The sequence below is a fragment of the Ramlibacter rhizophilus genome (genome assembly GCF_004681965.1).
Classification (GTDB): Bacteria; Pseudomonadota; Gammaproteobacteria; order Burkholderiales; family Burkholderiaceae_C; genus Ramlibacter; species Ramlibacter rhizophilus.
Genome location: NZ_SMLL01000004.1, coordinates 423,008 through 439,966, shown reverse-complemented (window position 1 = coordinate 439,966; position 16,959 = coordinate 423,008). Strand labels below are relative to the sequence as shown.

Annotated in this window: 15 protein-coding genes; 6 read left to right on the top strand and 9 right to left on the bottom strand. The window is 71.5% G+C overall.

Annotated features, from left to right (window positions below):
- Nucleotides 1-5 precede the first annotated feature (5 nt).
- A complete protein-coding gene (locus tag EZ242_RS11980; protein ID WP_135285389.1) occupies nt 6-770 on the top strand; it encodes a transporter substrate-binding domain-containing protein in 765 nt (254 codons plus the stop codon).
- 22 nt (nt 771-792) lie between these two features.
- Here the strand turns inward: EZ242_RS11980 and EZ242_RS11975 are convergent, their stop codons facing one another.
- From EZ242_RS11975 to EZ242_RS11960, 4 genes are read right to left on the bottom strand one after another with little or no spacing between them, the layout of a single operon-like run.
- The gene (locus EZ242_RS11975) at nt 793-1,245 is read right to left on the bottom strand and encodes a MarR family winged helix-turn-helix transcriptional regulator (RefSeq protein WP_135285388.1); all 453 of its coding nucleotides are present in this window, start codon (nt 1,243-1,245) and stop codon (nt 793-795) included.
- A gap of 16 nt (nt 1,246-1,261) precedes the next feature.
- Complete coding sequence (dctP, locus tag EZ242_RS11970; protein WP_205960646.1) at nt 1,262-2,290, bottom strand: TRAP transporter substrate-binding protein DctP; 1,029 nt, start codon at nt 2,288-2,290, stop codon at nt 1,262-1,264.
- A gap of 31 nt (nt 2,291-2,321) precedes the next feature.
- Nucleotides 2,322-3,617, bottom strand: coding sequence for a TRAP transporter large permease (locus EZ242_RS11965; RefSeq protein ID WP_135285386.1), 1,296 nt, complete (start codon nt 3,615-3,617; stop codon nt 2,322-2,324).
- Nucleotides 3,614-4,087, bottom strand: coding sequence for a TRAP transporter small permease (locus EZ242_RS11960; protein WP_135285385.1), 474 nt, complete (start codon nt 4,085-4,087; stop codon nt 3,614-3,616). Before EZ242_RS11960 ends, EZ242_RS11965 begins: the two co-directional genes overlap by 4 nt.
- Before the next feature lie 255 nt (nt 4,088-4,342).
- Between EZ242_RS11960 and EZ242_RS11955 the strand changes: the two genes are divergently transcribed.
- Entirely contained in the window at nt 4,343-5,086 is a 744-nt protein-coding gene (locus EZ242_RS11955; protein ID WP_167784735.1) for a cupin domain-containing protein, read from the top strand.
- 25 nt (nt 5,087-5,111) lie between these two features.
- Here the strand turns inward: EZ242_RS11955 and EZ242_RS11950 are convergent, their stop codons facing one another.
- Both EZ242_RS11950 and EZ242_RS11945 read right to left on the bottom strand, forming a co-directional pair.
- Complete coding sequence (locus EZ242_RS11950; RefSeq protein ID WP_135285383.1) at nt 5,112-5,633, bottom strand: GlcG/HbpS family heme-binding protein; 522 nt, start codon at nt 5,631-5,633, stop codon at nt 5,112-5,114.
- Nucleotides 5,634-5,640: 7 nt separating this feature from the next.
- Nucleotides 5,641-6,618, bottom strand: coding sequence for a Bug family tripartite tricarboxylate transporter substrate binding protein (locus EZ242_RS11945; RefSeq protein WP_135285382.1), 978 nt, complete (start codon nt 6,616-6,618; stop codon nt 5,641-5,643).
- Nucleotides 6,619-6,734: 116 nt separating this feature from the next.
- On the opposite strand from EZ242_RS11945, the gene EZ242_RS11940 reads away from it, so the two are divergent.
- Nucleotides 6,735-7,700: a LysR family transcriptional regulator gene (locus EZ242_RS11940; protein ID WP_135285381.1), complete on the top strand. Its 966-nt coding sequence runs from the start codon at nt 6,735-6,737 to the stop codon at nt 7,698-7,700.
- Here EZ242_RS11940 and EZ242_RS11935 read toward each other — a convergent pair.
- The gene (locus EZ242_RS11935) at nt 7,666-8,880 is read right to left on the bottom strand and encodes an NnrS family protein (RefSeq protein ID WP_420821247.1); all 1,215 of its coding nucleotides are present in this window, start codon (nt 8,878-8,880) and stop codon (nt 7,666-7,668) included. The two genes, EZ242_RS11940 and EZ242_RS11935, sit on opposite strands and share 35 nt — an antisense overlap.
- 22 nt (nt 8,881-8,902) lie before the next feature.
- Nucleotides 8,903-10,081, bottom strand: coding sequence for an NO-inducible flavohemoprotein (hmpA, locus tag EZ242_RS11930; protein ID WP_135285380.1), 1,179 nt, complete (start codon nt 10,079-10,081; stop codon nt 8,903-8,905).
- A gap of 160 nt (nt 10,082-10,241) precedes the next feature.
- On the opposite strand from hmpA, the gene norR reads away from it, so the two are divergent.
- Together norR and EZ242_RS11920 are read left to right on the top strand one after the other, a co-directional pair.
- Nucleotides 10,242-11,795 (top strand): nitric oxide reductase transcriptional regulator NorR, encoded by a 1,554-nt coding sequence (gene norR, locus EZ242_RS11925; RefSeq protein ID WP_135285379.1) that lies wholly within the window; start codon nt 10,242-10,244, stop codon nt 11,793-11,795.
- Nucleotides 11,796-12,259: 464 nt separating this feature from the next.
- On the top strand, nt 12,260-14,014 hold the full coding sequence (locus tag EZ242_RS11920) for a multicopper oxidase family protein (RefSeq protein WP_135285378.1): 1,755 nt from the start codon (nt 12,260-12,262) through the stop codon (nt 14,012-14,014).
- Between the two features lie 17 nt (nt 14,015-14,031).
- Here the strand turns inward: EZ242_RS11920 and EZ242_RS11915 are convergent, their stop codons facing one another.
- Nucleotides 14,032-15,033 carry a LysR family transcriptional regulator gene (locus EZ242_RS11915; protein ID WP_135285377.1) on the bottom strand — a complete coding sequence of 334 codons (1,002 nt, stop codon included), beginning with the start codon at nt 15,031-15,033 and terminating at the stop codon, nt 14,032-14,034.
- 95 nt (nt 15,034-15,128) lie between these two features.
- Here EZ242_RS11915 and EZ242_RS11910 point away from each other — a divergent pair, with 95 nt between their 5' ends.
- A complete protein-coding gene (locus tag EZ242_RS11910; RefSeq protein ID WP_135285376.1) occupies nt 15,129-16,958 on the top strand; it encodes a gamma-glutamyltransferase family protein in 1,830 nt (609 codons plus the stop codon).
- Nucleotide 16,959: the final 1 nt, after the last annotated feature.

Below are 16,959 nucleotides of genomic sequence, written 5' to 3'. Positions count from 1 at the left end.
GGGCCATGGCAGCAAGCTCATTCAGCCTGGACGACCAGGCCGGCCGCGAGCAGGCCCTCTCCGTCCTCGCGCCGCAGGGGCGCCTGCGCGCCGCCATCAACTTCGGCAACGCCGCGCTGGCCCAGCGCGGCGCCGCCGGCGAGGTGAGCGGCGTGTCCGTGGACCTGGCCGGGGCCCTGGCCCGCGAGCTGGGCGTGCCCTGCGAGTACGTGGGCTACGAGGCCGCGGGCAAGGTGTCCGAAGGCATGGGCCAGTGGGACGTGGCCTTCCTGGCCATCGACCCCGTGCGCGCCGAACGCCTGGCCTTCACGTCGCCCTACGTGCTGATCTCGGCCTGCTACATGGTGCGCACCGATTCACCACTGCAGACCCCCGCCGAGGTCGATGCGCCGGGCCACCGCGTCGGCGTCGGCCGCAACGCCGCCTACGACCTGCACCTCACGCGCACCCTGCGCCACGCGCAGCTCGTGCGCTGCGACACCGCCCCCGAGGCCTTCGCCCTGCTGGAGTCCGGCCGCGTGGACGCGGCCGCCGGCGTGCGCCGCGTGGTCCAGCAGTACGCCGCCGAGCGCCGGCACCTGCGCGTCATGGCCGAGGACTTCATGGGCATCGAGCAGGCGGTGTGCGTGCCGCGCGACGCCCTGGCGCGCGCACCGCAGGCCCTGGCCTGGCTCACGCGCTGGGTCGAGGCGGCCAAGCGCAGCGGCTTCGTGGCCGAGAGCCTCGCGCGCAGCGGGCAGGTGGAAGCGAGCGTGGCGCCTGCGGCCTGAGGAACGCAGGCGCGGACGTCCTTCAGGCCTTCGGCGCGGCCGATCCCAGCCCGGCCAGCAGCTTGTCCAGCGTGGCGCCGAGCATGTCCAGCTCCCGCGCGGACACGCCCGCGAACAACTGCGCCTCGCGCTGCTTGGCCGTGGCGCCGATGCGCCGGAACAGGCGCATGCCCTGCGCATTGAGCTTGAGCAGGTTGCGCCGCTGGTCCCGCGGGTCGGTCTCGCGCTGGAGGCGGCCGTGCTTTTCCAGCGCGGCGACGGCGCGGCTCACCGACATCTTGTCCAGCCCGGTGCACTCGGCCACGTCCGTCGCGGTGACGCCGGGGTGGGAGGCCAGGACCACCATGGTGCGCCACTCGTTCAGGCTCAGGTCGTGCTGCTTGCCGACGCTCTCGTGGAAGGGGCGGGCCGTGAGGTTCACCACCCGCACGAGCTTGAAGAAAAGGGACGAGTCGACGGGTAGCTGGTCTTCCATGGTGCGGGAGTGTCGTTCAGGCCTTGCGGGTGGACGCCACCACCTCTTCGATCTTGCTCACGAAGGTGGGCTGGAACTGCGCCTTCCATCGCGCATAAGGACGGCGCGTTTCGGTCTGCCAGGTCTTCATTTCCCCTGGCGTGGGCACATGCACCTCCACGCCGAGGGCGGCGACGCGCTGCGCATCCTCGTCGAACAGCTTGCGCACCAGCTGCACCTGCTGGCGGGCCGCGTCCTGCGCGGCCTCGCGCACGATCTTCTGGTCCGCCGGGGTCCAGCTGGTCCAGATCTGGTTCGGCACGGCGAACAGCAGGATGTCGTTGCTGTAGTTCCACTTGGTGACGTACTTCTGCCCCAGGGTGTGAATCTTGGCGGCCAGGAACACCTCCAGGGGATTCTCCTGGGCGTCCACGGCACCGGAGGCGAGCGCCGGCTGCGCGTCGGCCCAGCTCATGAAGGTGGGGTTGGCGCCCATGGCGCTCATGATGTCGCCGTACATGGGGCTGCCGACCACCCGCACCTTCAGGCCCTTCATGTCTTCGGGCCTTGTGATCGGCCGCTTGCTGTTGCTGATCTGCCGGTAGCCGGTCTCGCCCACCGCCAGTGGTTCGGCCCCGGCCTTGCGCACCATGTCGAAGTACTCGTTCATCAGGGCGCTGTTGTTCATCACCGCGTCCCAGGCCTTGTGGTCCGGCATGAGGAAGGGCAGCGTGAACACGGCCAGCTCGCGCGCGGTGCCGCTCCAGTTGATGGGCGCGCCGCACAGCACGTCGATCACGCCCTGCCGCGCCGCGGTCAGCTCACGCGTCTGGTCCCCCTGCACGAGCGAGGCGCCCGGGTACTGCTTGATGTTGATCCGCCCGCCGGTGCGCTCGCGCACCAGGTTCGCGAAGATCTCTCCACCCTTGCCCCACGCGAACGCCGGTGGCACCACGGTGCTCATCTTGTATTCGGACTTGTAGGCCCCCTGCGCGAAGGCGTAGCGCGGCAGCGCGACCGCCGCGGCAAGCGGGCCCGCAAGGCGGATGAGGGAACGACGCTTGATCATGGGGAACTCCTTCGGCTGCTCCGGGACGTCAAAAGCCGAGGACGCGCGGCAGCCAAAGCGCGACCTGCGGCTGGAAGAACACGATCACGATCACCAGCAGGAAACTCACCAGGAACCACAGCACCCAGGGCACCGTGCTCTCGATGCTGACCCCGGCCATGCGGCAACTGACCATGAGGTTGACCGCGAACGGCGGCGAGAACTGGCCCTGCGCCACCACCAGCGTGAGCAGCACCCCGAGCCAGACCAGGTCCCACTGGAAGGCCAGCGCCAGGGGGTAGAGCAGCGGCACGAAGATCATGAAGATCGCGACCCCATCGATGACCGTTCCCACCAGCAGCAGGACCACCATGATGGCCGCCAGCGTGCCCAGGCTGCCCAGCCCCGCCCCCTGCACCCAGCGGGCGAACGGATCGGCGATGCCGAGCGTGTTGATGGCGTAGCTGAAGAGCCCCGCTGCGCCGAGGATGACCATGATCACCGCCGATATCTCCGCGGCGTCGCGGAACACCGGCCACAGGTCCCGCACGGTGATGCTGCGGTGGACCACCATGCCGACGAAGAGGCCGTAGGCCACGGCGACCGCCGCGGCCTCGGTGGGCGTGAACCATCCCAGCCGCATGCCGCCCAGGATCAGCACCGGCGCCGCCAGGCCCCAGGACGCGTCCCGCAGCGATGGCCAGAACGGAGGCCGGGCGTGCGACTCGGCCGTACCGAAGCGGTGCCGCCGCGACAGGAGGATGGCCGGCACCACCAGCGCCAGGCCGGCCAGCAGCCCGGGCAGCATGCCGGCCGCAAACAGCGCCGGCACGGAGGCGCCGGGCACCATGACGCTGTACACCACCAGGGCGATGCTGGGTGGAATGAGGATGTCCGTGGCGGCCGCCGCCCCCACCACCGTCGCCGAGAACGGTGCCGGGTAGCCGGCCCGGGCCATGGCCGCGATCATGACGCCGCCCACGGCCGCCGCGTTGGCGGGGCCGGAGCCGCTGATGCCCCCCAGCACCATGGCCACCACGATCGCGACCGTGGGCAGCATGCCCGGGCCACGGCCCAGGCAGGCCATGGCGAAAGTCACCATCCGCTGGGCCACGCCGGAGCGGTCGAAGATGGAGCCGACCAGCACGAACATCGGCAGCGCGAGCAGCGGGTACTTGGCGATGGCCGAGTAGAAGTTCTGCGGCGCGGCCATGAGCCCGAAGAGCTGCGCTTCGGTATTGGCGGCGGCGATGGCGACCATGGCGCTGAGCGCAAGGCTCGCGACGATGGGAACGCCCGCCAGCAGCAGCCCCGCGAAGCCGAGCAGCAGCAGGGCCGCGATCATCCGTCCTGCTCCGGCGCGGCCGGTGAGCGGCGCGTCCAGCCACGCCAGAACACCATGAACGCGCGCGCCGACAGCAACAGCGACAGCGGCGGCACGAAGACTCCGTACCACCACAGCGGCACGCCGAGGCCCATGGAGGTTTCCGAGTACCGCACCTGGTCCGCCACCCAGCGGGCGAACAGGCCGGCGAGCACGGCGAAGGTCAGGCTGGTGGCCAGCGCGCCGAACAGGCGCAGGCGCTCGCGCCGGCGCAGCATCAGCTCGATGCGGATGTGCCGGTCGCCCCGCGCCACGACACTGCCGCCGGCGAGCGCGAGAACGACCATGAGGAAAACGGAAATCTCCTCGGTCCAGGCGAAGGATTCGTCGGTCAGGTAGCGGGTCACCACGTTGAGCAGGGTGATGGCCACCAGCGCGGCCAGGCTCGCGACGGCGAGCTTCTCCTCCCAGGCCGTGCCGGGCGCCTTCATGCCCGCACCTGCGCAGCCTGTACGAGCCGGTCGGCCACGCCGGCGGGGGTTGGAGCACTGTGAACCGAGCGGCGCATGGCTTTCATCCCGTTGGTCACGATCGTGACGATCGACGGTATAGTAACGACGGTTACCGCCAGGGAGCGCGGGGAAAACCCGGACCCGGCCCGCCGACTGTTCAACCCCAGCCAGAGGTCTCGCATGAACTCAGCCAGTGTCCTGACCGCGTCCGTCGCAAAGCGACCCGCTCCCGGCGTGTCCACCTATTCGCTCGAAGCCCTGCCCTGGCGGGACATGCCGCGCGGCACCGCGCGCGAGAAGTGCGTGCGGCGCGACGACGAGGCCGGCCGTTACCTGGGCTTGATCGCCTTCGATCCGCTGTCGCGCTCGGGCGTGCACCAGCACCTGGGAACGGCCACCAGCTACATCCTGTCCGGCTCGCTCACCGACCACCAGCTGACGGCCCGCGAAGGGCAGGTGGGTATCAACCTGGCCGGCGCCACGCACGACGCGGTGAGCTACCCGGGCTGCCTGCTGGTGTCGCGCCTGGAGGGGCCGGTGGTCATTCCCGACGGCGGGCTGGCGATTCACCCGCACGCCTCGGCCGCGCCGCTGCAGGCAGCCTCGCCGGAGATGCCGCCGGACATCATGGTGGACCTGGCCGCCGCGCTGCCCATCCCCACGCGCTTCGGCGGCGTCTCGCGCCGCAACCTCTTCGATTACGCCGGCACGGGTGACGACCGCCGGATGGTGTCGCTCACGCTCTGGCCGCGCGCGCCGGGCCTGCGGGTGCACCACAGCGACATCACGGACCTGTTCGTCATGGCCGGCGACCTGCGGGTGGACGGCGAGGCCGTCAGCGGCCCGGCCTTCGTTCTGATCGAGCCCGACCGCGAAGTGACGCTCTCCAGCGAGTGGGGCTGCTGCCTGCTGGCCTGGGCCGAGGGGCCCGCCCGCTGCGTGGAAACGGGCGCGGAGCTGTACGGCTTCGGTGCCTGAGCGGCGCGAGGCCACCGCAAACGCGTCAAACCCTCCGGTCCAGCCCCACCTGCGCGTAGATCGCGTTGATGTGGTCCTTGGCGTCCTGCGGCAGCACGTCGGTGGCCGCCGCATGCGCCCAGCCCACCTGGGCGCGGGCGTACTCGCCGATCTCCTCGTCCTGCCCCGAGGTGGCGCCGCTGATGCCGTAGCAGCCGACCATCTCGTCGCCCACGAAGACGGGCGCGCAGCCGCCCGAGGCCACGATCTGGCCGTTGGTGAACACCGACGCATTGGCCAGCATCTGCGGGTTGCGTTCCTTGAACCACTGCTGGATCACCAGCCCGTCCGAAAAGCGCGGGCTCATGGAGCGGAAGGCGGCCATGGTGTAGGCCTTGGCGCGGGCGGTGTCGGGCGTGATGAAGCCGGCGTCGTCCATGCGCTCCAGCGCGATGAGGTGGCCCTCGGGGCCGACGATGGCCACCGACACGGGAACGCCCATGTCGCGGGCCTTGTGAAAGGCCGCGTCCATGAAGCGGCGGCATTCGGCGAGCGTCAGGCGTGGCATGCGTTCCTCACTCCGGCTTCACGTTCGCAAGCTTGATGACGCGCGCCCACTTGTCGGTCTCCTGCTGGATGCGCTCGCCGTACTCCTTGGGTCCGGCCTTGACCAGCTCGATGCCCTGGGCCTTGAGCTGCGACTGCACCTGCGCATCGTCCTGCGCCGCGTGGACCAGCGTGCGCAGGCGCTCGACCACCTGCGGCGGCGTGCCCAGGGGCGCATTGAGGCCGAACCACACCGAGGTCTCGAAGCCCTTGAGGCCGAGTTCCTCCACCGTCGGCAGCTCGGGCGCGAAGTCGGAACGCTTCGGCCCGGTGGACGCCAGGGCCTTGAGCTTGCCCGCGCGGATGTGCGGCAGCGCCGTCGAGGCCGGCGCGAACATGGTGTTCACCTGCCCGGCCAGCAGGTCCACCACGGCGGGCGAACTGCCCTTGTACGGAACGTGCAGCATGCGCACGCCCGCCATGTGCGAGAACAACTCGCCCGACAGGTGCGGCGAGGTGCCGTTGCCCGAGGAGGCGTAGGTGATGCGGTTCGGCTCGGCCTTGGCCTTGTCGATCAGCTGCTGCACCGTCTCCACGCCGAGTGAGGGATGCGCCACCAGCACGTTGGGGACGCTCCCCACCATGGCCACCGGCATGAACTCGCGAGAGATGTCCACCGAGTTGTTCGGCAGCAGGCTGGCATTGATGGTGTTGGCGATGGTGCCCATGAAGAGCGTGTAGCCGTCCGCGGGCGCGCTGGCCACCGTGCGCGCGGCGATGTTGCTGCTGGCGCCCGGCTTGTTCTCCACCACGAACTGCTGGCCGCTCGCCTCGCCCAGCCGCTGGGCGAGCACGCGCGCGGCCACGTCGGTGGAGCTGCCGGCCGGGAAGCCCACCACGATGCGCACCGGCCGGGAGGGGAAAGCCTCCTGGGCCGGCGCCAGGACGGGTGCGGCGAAGGCCGCGGTGGCAAGAAGCTGCAGCAGGCGTCGCTTGTTGATGTGCATGGTGTCTCCTGGTTCGGAAAGGATGGCTGCGCCAGCGTCGGGCGCGCCACCTCATTACAGGCGCCGGCCATTTATGATGCAAACGAATCTTCTTAATAGGTTGATGAGGTCTCCTCATGAATGTCACCCTGCGCCAGTTGCAGGCCTTCGGGCTCGTCGCACGCCACGGCAGCTTCACGCAGGCCGCGCAGGCCATGCACCTGACCCAGTCGGCGCTGAGCCTGCTGCTGCGTGAGCTGGAAGCGGCGCTGGACACGCGCCTGGTGAACCGCACCACGCGCAGCGTGACGCTCACGGACGTCGGCGCGGAGTTCCTGGAGATGACGCAGCGCGTGCTGGGCGACCTGGAGCATGCCGTCACGCACGTGGGCGAGCTCATCGCCAAGCAGCGCGGGCGCGTGGTGATCGCCGCGCCACTGGTGCTGGCCGGCACCTTCCTGCCGCCGCTGCTGGCGAGCTTTCGCGCCCGCTTCCCCGGCATCGAGCTGGTGCTGAAGGACTCGTTGCCCGACGAGGTGCTGCCGCATGTGCGCTCGGGCGCGGCCGACCTGGGCATCGGCACCTTCCCCCGCGTGCAGGACGGGCTGGAGCAGGTGCTGCTGTTCCGCGAATCGCTCGTGGCCGTCTTCCCTCGCACGCATGCACTCGCGCGCACGCGGGGGACAGCGACGGTGAAGTGGCGCCAGCTTGCGGGCGAGCCGGTCCTCACGCTGCCGCGCGGCAGCGTCTTCCGCGACCTCGCCGAAGCCGGCTTCGCCGCCGCGGGCCTGCCGCTCGCGCCGGCGCTGGAGGCCACCTACGTCGGCACCCTCATCGGGTTGGTGAAGGCAGGCCTGGGGGTGGCCGTCGTGCCCGGCTACGCCACCGCCCTGGCCGACCCGCAGGTCGTGGCCTGGCGGCGGCTCTCAGGTCCGGACATCCAGCGCGAGGTGGTGATGGTGCACCGGCGCGACCGGACGCTGTCGCCGGCGGCGCAGGCGCTGCATGGGTTCCTGCTCGAGTCCAACGCTGGCGGGGACGGCAAGCCACGCAAGTCCCACCCACGGCTCAACCGGGCTGGCCATCCAGCCGGGGTCGCGTGAGCACCGGCCAGTAGCAGACCGCGTACAGCGCGAAGCCCATGGACCACAGCAGTGCCGACGCGGCAACGGCCTGCGCCCACCAGGCCGGTGCCGCCAGTGGCACCAGCACACGCACCACGGCCGCGCCCGCCACCAGCAGGTACATGGCCACGTCGGCCCGGTCGGCGCGCAGGGGCCGCGCGGTGTGGCCCCGCGCGGTGCGGGTCATCATCCCGATCACCAGCCCGCCCACCGCACCGACGGCGAGGGCGTGCACGGCCGGCGAGGCGGCGACCCCGCCCGCAGCCGCCAGGGCTCGCAGGCCGAGGTGGACCGGCACCCACGCGTAGGCCAGGTGCAGCACCCACACCATCGGGTTGGCGAGCACCTTCCACGGCCGCCACAAGGCCCATCGCACCAGATGCGCGAGCGCCGCCACGGCGGCGACGCCCGCGACCACGACGGCCGGCAGGCCCAGCACGTCCACCACGAGCAGCGCGAGCACGGAACCCAGCGCCAGCCTGTCCCAGGCCGCGTGCCGCGTCGCCCCGGCGCCGGGAACGCCGTTGTTGGTGAACATCGGGATCACGCGCCCGCCCATCACGACGATGATGAACAGCAGGAGGTCCAGGCCCACCTGGATACCGCTCCACGCGGGCAGCTGGACGAGCCCCAGGTGGTCCAGGTGGACCGCCGCCGACGCAGAACCCAGCAGGCCGAGCAGGCCCACGAAGAAATAGTTGCGGCGGTTGCGCGCGCGCCAGAACGGAATGGCCAGCGCCACGGCGGCGGCGAGCGGAAAGGCCACGTTCGCCACGGCGGCGGCCACGCTCAAGGGCGTGAGCACCAGCACCCGCCCGGCCAGCCAGAGCAGCGCCAGGGCGGCCAGCCAGCCGCCGGTGGGCGTGGGCTGGCCGCTCCAGTTGCGCCCGGCGGTGAAGAGAAAGCCCACCACCACCGCCAAGGCGAAGCCGAACAGCATCTCGTGCGCGTGCCAGAGCGGACCGGACAGGTAGGGCGACGGCAGCATGCCCGCGATCTGCAGGCCCCACAGACCGATCGACAGCGCCGCGAACACGCTGGCCAGCAGGTAGAAGGGACGGAAGCCCAGCGCCCACAGCGCGAAGCCGTTGCGCGGCGTGCGGGCGGAAGGCTCCTCGATCTTGATGAAGGGCATCGGAGTCGCGGTGGGACGGTTCATGCTCGCGTCGCCTCCATGTTCGCTAATTCAGCGCCGCCGCGGGTCCGAAGAATTCGTAGCGCATCTGTCCTTCGGGCACTCCCAGGCTGCGCAGGCTGCGCTTGACCAGGGCCATGAAGGGCTTGGGCCCGAGGAAGTAGGCATCGACGTCGCGCTGCGCGGGAAGCCACGCGGCCAGGCGCTCGGCGTCCAGCAGGCCCACCGCGTCGACCTCATCGTCCGGGGCGGCCTGGTCGTAGCAGTAGAAGCGGCGAAGCTGCGGATGGCTTGCGCTCAGCGCCTCGACGGTGTCGCGGAAGGCGTGCACCGCGCGGTTGCGCGCGCAGTGGATGAAGTGCACGGGCCGCTGCGTCTGCAAGGCGGCCTGCAGCATGGCCAGCGTCGGGGTGATGCCGACGCCGCCGCTGATCAGGACCAGGGGCCGGTCGCCCGGCTCCAGGACGAATCCGCCCGCTGGGGGAAACACGTCGAGGATGTCGCCCTCGCCGATGCAGTCGTGCAGGTGGCGCGAGACCCGCCCGTCCGCTTCGCGCTTGACGCTGATGCGCAGCTCGCGGCCGTCCGGCTTCTGGGACAGCGAATAGTTGCGGCGCTGCTCCTGGCCATCGAGGGTCATGCGCAGGCCGATGTACTGGCCCGGCGCATGCGCCACGACCGGGCCGCCATCCACCGGCCGCAGGTAGAACGAGGTGCTCTCGCTGCTCTCCGGCACCTTGCGCGCCACGCGGAAGGCCCGCGCGCCGCGCCAGCCGCCCTCGGCCTTCTCGGTGGCTGCGTAGGCGCTCTCCTCGGCGGCGATGAGGAGGTCGGCGAGCTGCTGGTAGGCGGCGCCCCAGGCGGCGATGACCTCGTCCGTCGCCACCTCCGCACCGAGCACCTCGCGGATCGCCCGCAGCAGGCAGGCGCCGACGATGGGGTAGTGCTGGGGCAGCACCTGGAGCGACACGTGCTTGGCGACGATCTGCGCCGGAAGCCCGCCAAGCGCCTCGAGCCGGTCGATGTGGCGGGCGTACATGAGCACGCTGTTCGCGAGCGCGCGGGGCTGGTCGCCGCTGGCCTGGTGGGCCTGGTTGAACAGGGGCCGCACCTCGGGGTACTCCGCCAGCATGATCTTGTAGAAGTGGGTGGTCAGCGCTTCGCCGCCGGTCTCGAGCAAGGGAACGGTGGCTTTGACAATGGCGCGCTGGGCGTCGGTGAGCATGAAAAGTCCTCGTCTGATGTGATGTCGAAAAGGCCGAAGCCTTTCCTGTCTTCGCAAGGCCCGTGCCCAGCCGCGCGGCCCGCAGCGCCGCGGATACCAGACGCAGTGAGTCGAATAGACTCACTGAAACCTGAGTCCAAATGACATCCGAAGCGTCCCAATGACTACGACAGAATGGCTGCGCGCCCTGGTCCCGCTGGTGGCCGACCTGCCGCAGGACCTCGAGGAAGCCGAGCGGTACCGGCGCCTGCTGCAGGCGCTGCGAAGCCTCTTCCCCTGTGACGCGGTGGCATTGCTCAAGCTGGACGGGGACACCCTGGTGCCGCTGGCGGTGGACGGCTTGTCGCGCGACGTGCTCGGCCGCCGGTTCCGCGTCGCCGAGCACCCGCGCCTGGCCGTCCTGCTGCAGGGCGAGGCGCCCCAGCGCTTCGAGCCGGGCAGCCCGCTGCCGGACCCCTACGACGGTCTCCTGGAGAGCCCCGCGCCCGAAGCGCTCGATGTCCACGACTGCATGGGCTGTGCCCTGGTGGTGGAAGGACAGCCCTGGGGCGTGCTGACGCTGGACGCGCTCCAGGCCGGGTGCTTCGATGAGCGGCACCTGGAGATGCTCGACGCCTTCGGCAAGATGGCGGCCGCGACCGTGGCCGCGGCGACCCGCATGAACCGCCTGGCCCTGCAGGCGCGGTGGGAGCACACGCGGGCCGAGAGCTACCGCCGCGCCTGGGGGCAGCCCGAGCGCAAACTGCTCGGCCACAGCGCCGCGGCCCGCGCCCTGCAGCGCGACATCGACCTCGTCGCGGCCAGCGACCTGACAGTGTTGATCACGGGCGAGACCGGCGTGGGCAAGGAGCTGGTCGCGCAGGCGCTGCATGCGCGGTCGGCACGCGCCGACCGGCCCCTGGTCAGCCTCAACTGCGCGGCCCTGCCGGACACCCTGGTGGAAAGCGAGCTCTTCGGCCACGTGCGCGGGGCCTTCACCGGCGCGGTGTCCGAGCGGCAGGGCAAGTTCGAGCTGGCCGATGGCGGCACCTTGTTCCTGGACGAAGTGGCCGAGATGCCCCTGCCCGTGCAGGCCAAGCTGCTGCGCGTGCTGCAAAGCGGGCAGCTCCAGCGCCTGGGGTCCGACCGCGAGCACCGCGTGGACGTGCGCCTGATCGCCGCGACCAATCGGGACCTGGCGGCCGAGGTCCGGGCCGGCCGCCTGCGGGCCGACATCTACCACCGCCTGAGTGCCTTTCCCCTGCGGGTGCCGCCCTTGCGCGAACGCGGGCGCGACGTGCTGGTGCTGGCCGGTCATTTCCTGGAGGAGAACCGCTCGCGCCTCGGCCTGGGCGGGCTGCGGCTGGATCCGGGCGCCCAGGCAGCGCTCCTGCACCATGACTGGCCGGGCAACGTGCGGGAACTGGAGCACCTCATCGGTCGCAGCGTGCTGCGCGCGCTCGGTCGAAACGAGCCGCGCCCGCGCATCCTGACCCTCGCGGCGGCGGACCTGCAGCTGCCGCCGGCGGAGCCCGCCGGACAAGCAGCGCAGCCGGCCCCCGCGCCTGAGGCGTCACCGGGGCAGGGCCTGCGCGAGAGCGTCGAGGACCTCCAGCGCCGCATGGTCCAGGACGCGCTGGCGCGGCACGGCGGCAACTGGGCTGCGGCGGCGCGCTCGCTGCAACTGGACCGCGCCAACCTGGCCAGGCTGGCGCGCCGGCTGGGCTTGCCCTGACCTGCCCGGGTTCGCGCCGGAAGCGCGCCGCGGGACGGGTGCGCGCGCTCCAGAACGGGTCGTGCAGCGGCGGTGTCTGCACCGTGATCCAACGCAGCTCGGTGAACTCGGCGAGGCCCGCGCGGCCGCCGAAGCGGCCCATGCCCGCGCCCTTGACGCCGCCGAAGGGCATCCAGTGCGCCACTCGCTCCGATCCGTTCACACCTTCCGAGACGTCCCCCCCGTGTGGCTCGGCATGTCCTGCCGTGCGGCCAGTGCAGCGGATTTCTTGATCCGACGCAAGGGGTCGCCACGCGTGGACGCGAATACTGCCTCCCCACCTGTCATTCCGAACGCGTCACGCCTGGCCCGCCGGGCGCGGCGACGCGGCCCCTGCCCTTCAACCCCATTTCTCTCGGGAGGCACAGACCATGGCGAACGGTGAACGCATTGCATGGACCCGCCGCAGGGTCCTGAGGGCCGGGATGGCTGCGGGAGCCGCGGCCTCGCTGGGCAGTTTCTCCAGGCTCGGCCGTGGCAGCGACGTTGCCGCCGTCCTCCCCGGCGTGACACTGGATCCGGCCAGCATTGCGCAGTTCGTCAACGCCCTGCCGAACCCCCTCGCGCCCGCCTTCCGGTTCGAGCTGTCGGGCACGCCGACCGTGTCGATGGCGCAGACCCGCTGGCAGGTCCTCCCCAACGGACCCGAGACGACGGTCTGGGGCTTCGGCGGAGACGCGCAGGAGTCCGGGCTTCCGTCGATCACGTCTCCCGGCCGCACCTTCGAAGTACAGGCGGGCCAGGCGCTGCAGGTGCAGTGGCGCAACGACCTGCCCGCCTCACCAAGCCACCTGCTGCCCGTGGACACGACCGTGCACCTGGCCGACCTCTCGGACGGACCGCCGGTCGTGCCACACCTGCACGGCGGCAACACGGAATCCGACAGCGACGGCCTGCCCGAGTACTGGTGGGCGCCGGGCGAGTTGGAGAAAGGCCCGCGCTTCGTCAAGAGCCTCTACACCTACTCCAACGCGCAGGAAGCGGCGACGATCTGGTACCACGACCACGCGCTGGGCATCACGCGCCTGAACGTGTATGCGGGGCTGGCGGGCTTCTATATCGTCCGCGATGCTTACGACACGGGCTTGCCGGACAACCCGCTGCGCCTGCCGGCGCCGCCCTATGACATCCCGCTGGCCATCCAGGACCGCATGTTCGACCTGGACAACCAGCTCTTCTATCCCTCGAGCCCCGCACTGGCCGCCCAGCTGTTCGGCCCCGCGGACTACCCCGACCCGACGATCTTTGCCGAGTTCTTCGGCGACGTGATCATCGTCAACGGCAAGGCCTGGCCGAAGCTGAGGGTGGAGCCGCGCAAGTACCGGTTCCGGCTGCTCAATGGTTCGGACACACGCTTCTACAACCTCTTCATGGACCTGGGCGTGCCCTGGATGTCGCTGGGGTTCGTGCAGGTCGGCACCGACCAGGGCCTGCTGAACGCGCCGGTGGCGACGCCCAAGCTGTCGCTCGCGCCGGGCGAGCGCCTCGACGTGGTGGTGGACTTCTCCGGGCTGGCCGGCCAGACCATCATTCTTCGCAACAACGCGCCCGGCACCTTCAAACGTCCCCTCGTCCTCGACCCGCGCACCACCGGCCGCATCATGGCCTTCGAGGTCTCGCAGCCGCTGGACCGCAGCGTGCCCGACCTGCCCCTGCCCGCCACGCTGCGGGGCGGCCCGGGCCAGCCCCCTGCGGTCTCACTTCCCGCGGAGCTGGCCAAGGTCTCGCACACGCGCCAGGTCTTCCTCTACGAGGGCATGGACCCGCGCGGCCGGCTCAAGCCGGCGCTGGGGACGACCGCCGGGCCGCTGGACTTCCACATCGCCTCCACCGAGACCCCGTCCCGCGGCAGCACCGAGGTGTGGGAGATCTTCAACACCACCCCCGACACGCACCCCATCCACCTGCACCTCGTGAGATTCCTCGTGGTGAACCGGCAGCGCTTCGACGTGCGGCGCTTCCAGCCCGGGCCCACCGGCGCGCAGAGCATCCGGTTCCAGGGGCAGCCCCGGCCGGCCGCCGCGGGCGAGGCGGGCTGGAAGGACACCGTGCAGGTGCCGCCAGGCGAAGTGGTCCGGATCGTGGCCACCTTCGATCGCCCGGGCCGCTACGTCTGGCACTGCCACATCCTTTCGCACGAGGACCACGAGATGATGCGGCCGTTCGATGTGCAGCCCTGAATGGCCGGCGGCCCCTCTCAGGCGTGGGCCGGTGCGGCCCGCGCATCGCGCTGCCCCGGCATCCGGGCCACCGCGGCACTGAGTGCCTGAACGGCCTGTGGCGACAGCCGCGCGCCGGAGGCCCCCGCCAGCGACAGCAGGCTGATGGGCGGCAGGTCCCATTGCAGCGCGCAGGGCAGCAAGGCGGCCGCGCCCCGGGCGGCCAGGTCCGCGCCCACGTCGTGCGCGAGCAGCGCGATGGCGCGCGGCTGGCGCGCGAGCACGGCCTCGATGCTCTTGAGCGAATACGTCTCCAGCAGGGGCGAGGGCGGCGCGATGCCGGCGCGCGCGAACATCGCGTTGACGCTGCGCCGGATCGGCGTGCGCGGCGGCGGCAGGATCCAGTCCAGGTCCGCCAGCTGCCGCAGGTCCGCGGCCGCGCGGGCCAGGCGGGCGCGGCTGGCGGCCGGCACCAGCAGGCTGGGGCGCTGCTCGTACAGCGGCTCGACCTGGATGTCCGCGTCGCCGCTGTCGTAGAACGGCCGGCCGATGGCCCAGTCCAGCTCGCCGGCGCGCAAGGCCGTCACCAGCTCGTCGCTGGTGCCTTCGCGCAGCATGACCGCATTGCGCGGGCTGGCCGCGAGCAGGGCCTGCAGCATCGCGTCGAGCAGGCCCATGGGCAGGTGCGGGATGACGCCCACGCGCAGGCGCGCATGCCGGCCCGCTTCCAGCGCAGCCAGTTCGCGCGCGGTCGCTTCCAGGCCGGCCAGCGCCGTGCGGGCATGGGCGAGGGCCACCTCGCCGGCCGGCGTGGGGGCCAGGCCCCGGCTGCCGCGGGCGAACAGCGGCGTGCCGAAGAGGGTCTCGATCTCGCGCAGCGCCTGCGTGATGGCCGGCTGGCTCAGGCGCATGGCCTGCGCGACGCGGCTGAGGCTGCCTTGCTGCGCCAGCTTCTGCAGCAGGGCCAGCTGCCGCAGCTTGAGCCGCGCGACCAGCGTGTCGTTGAGCGTGTCGGCGGCGTCCTTGTGGGCCTGCACCATGGGGGGCTCCTCCTGGCGCGACTATAAGCAACACCTTATGGCATGCCCCGAAACACGGTGCGCCATCCTTATGCGCCGTGGCTAGACTGGCGCGTATGTTCACCACCCGCCCGGAAATCGTCGGCACCTTCGGCGTCGCGGCCTCCACGCACTGGCTGGCCACGCAGACCGCCATGGGCGTGCTGGAGCGCGGTGGCAACGCCTTCGACGCCGCGGCCGCCAGCGGCTTCGTGCTGCAGGTGGTGGAGCCGCACCTGAACGGCCCGGGGGGCGAGGTGCCCATCCTCCTGTGGAGCGAGCGCGAGGGCCGCATCGAGTCGGTCTGCGGGCAGGGCCCCGCGCCGGCCGAGGCGAGCCCGGCGCGCTTTCGCGCCCTGGGCCTGGACCTGGTGCCCGGCATCGGGCTGCTGCCGGCCGCCGTCCCCGGCGCCTTCGGCGCCTGGCTGCGCATGCTGCGTGACCACGGCACCTGGCCACTGGAAGACGTGCTGGCGCCGGCCATCGGCTACGCCGAGCACGGCTGCCCGCTGGTGCCGCGCGTGGTGCAGGCCATCGTGGCGGTGCAACCGCTCTTTCGCGACCAGTGGCAGTCCTCGGCGCAGCTGTGGCTGCCCGGCGGCCGGGTGCCCCGGCCCGGTGCCCTCTTCTGCAACCCCACGCTCGCAGCGACGTACAAGCGCATCGTGGCCGAGGCACGCGCGGCCGGCACCGACCGCCTGCGCCAGATCGACGCCGCGCACGAGAGCTGGTACCGCGGCTTCGTCGCGCGCGAGATCGATGCCTTCTGCCGCGAGACCCAGGTCTTCGACAGCACCGGCGAGCGCCATGCGGGCCTGTTGCGGCGCGAGGACCTCGCGCGCTGGCGGGCCACCGTGGAGGCGCCTGTCACGCAGGACTTCGGCCGCTTCACCGTCGCCAAGTGTGGACCCTGGAGCCAGGGCCTGACCTTCCTGCAGCAGATCGGCATGCTGCAGCACCGGGGCCTGGCCAACATGCCGGTGGACTCCGCGGCCTTCGTGCACACCGTGGCCGAAGCGGCGAAGCTGGCCCTGGCGGACCGCCTGGCCTGGCTCGGAGATCCGGAGTTGGTGGACGTGCCGGTGGACGCCCTGCTCTCGCCCGAGTACCTGCGCGCTCGCGCCGCCCTCATCGGCGCGCAAGCCTCCACCGAACTGCGGCCCGGCGCACCCGGCGGCGCGGCAGCCCGCCTGCCCGACCTGCAGGCCGCCGAGCGCACGCTGGCGGTGTCGGACACGCGCTTCGGCGTGGGCGAGCCCACCTTCGCGCAGCTGCCGCCCGTGACGGACTGGGCCGCGCATGAACTCTTCGTCGGCGACACCTGCCACATCGACGTGATCGACCGCCACGGCAACATGGTCTCGGCCACGCCCTCGGGCGGCTGGCTGTCCTCCAGCCCCACGATCCCCGCGCTGGGCTTCGCGCTCAACACCCGGCTGCAGACCAGCTGGCTGGACCCGGACCTGCCCAACACCCTCGCGCCGGGCAAGCGGCCCTGCACCACGCTGTCGCCCTCCCTCGCGCTGCGCGACGGCCAGCCCTACATGGTCTTCGGCACCCCGGGCGGCGACCAGCAGGACCAGTGGTCGCCCGCCTTCTTCCTGCGCCACGCGGTGCATGGCATGAACCTGCAGGAAGCCATCGACGCGCCGGCCTGGCACGTGGACCACTTCCCCTCCTCCTTCTGGCCGCGCCAGACGGTGCTGAACCGGCTGACGCTGGAAGGCCGCTTCGCGCCCGAGGTGGTCGAGCAGCTGGCGCGGCAGGGCCATGCGGTGAAGGTGGGCGAGCCCTGGTCGGAGGGGCGCCTGTCGGCCTGCACCCGGGAACACGATGCGCAGGGCCGCCTGCTCCTGCGCGCGGCCGCCAATCCGCGCGGCATGCAGGGCTACGCAGTGGGTCGGTAAT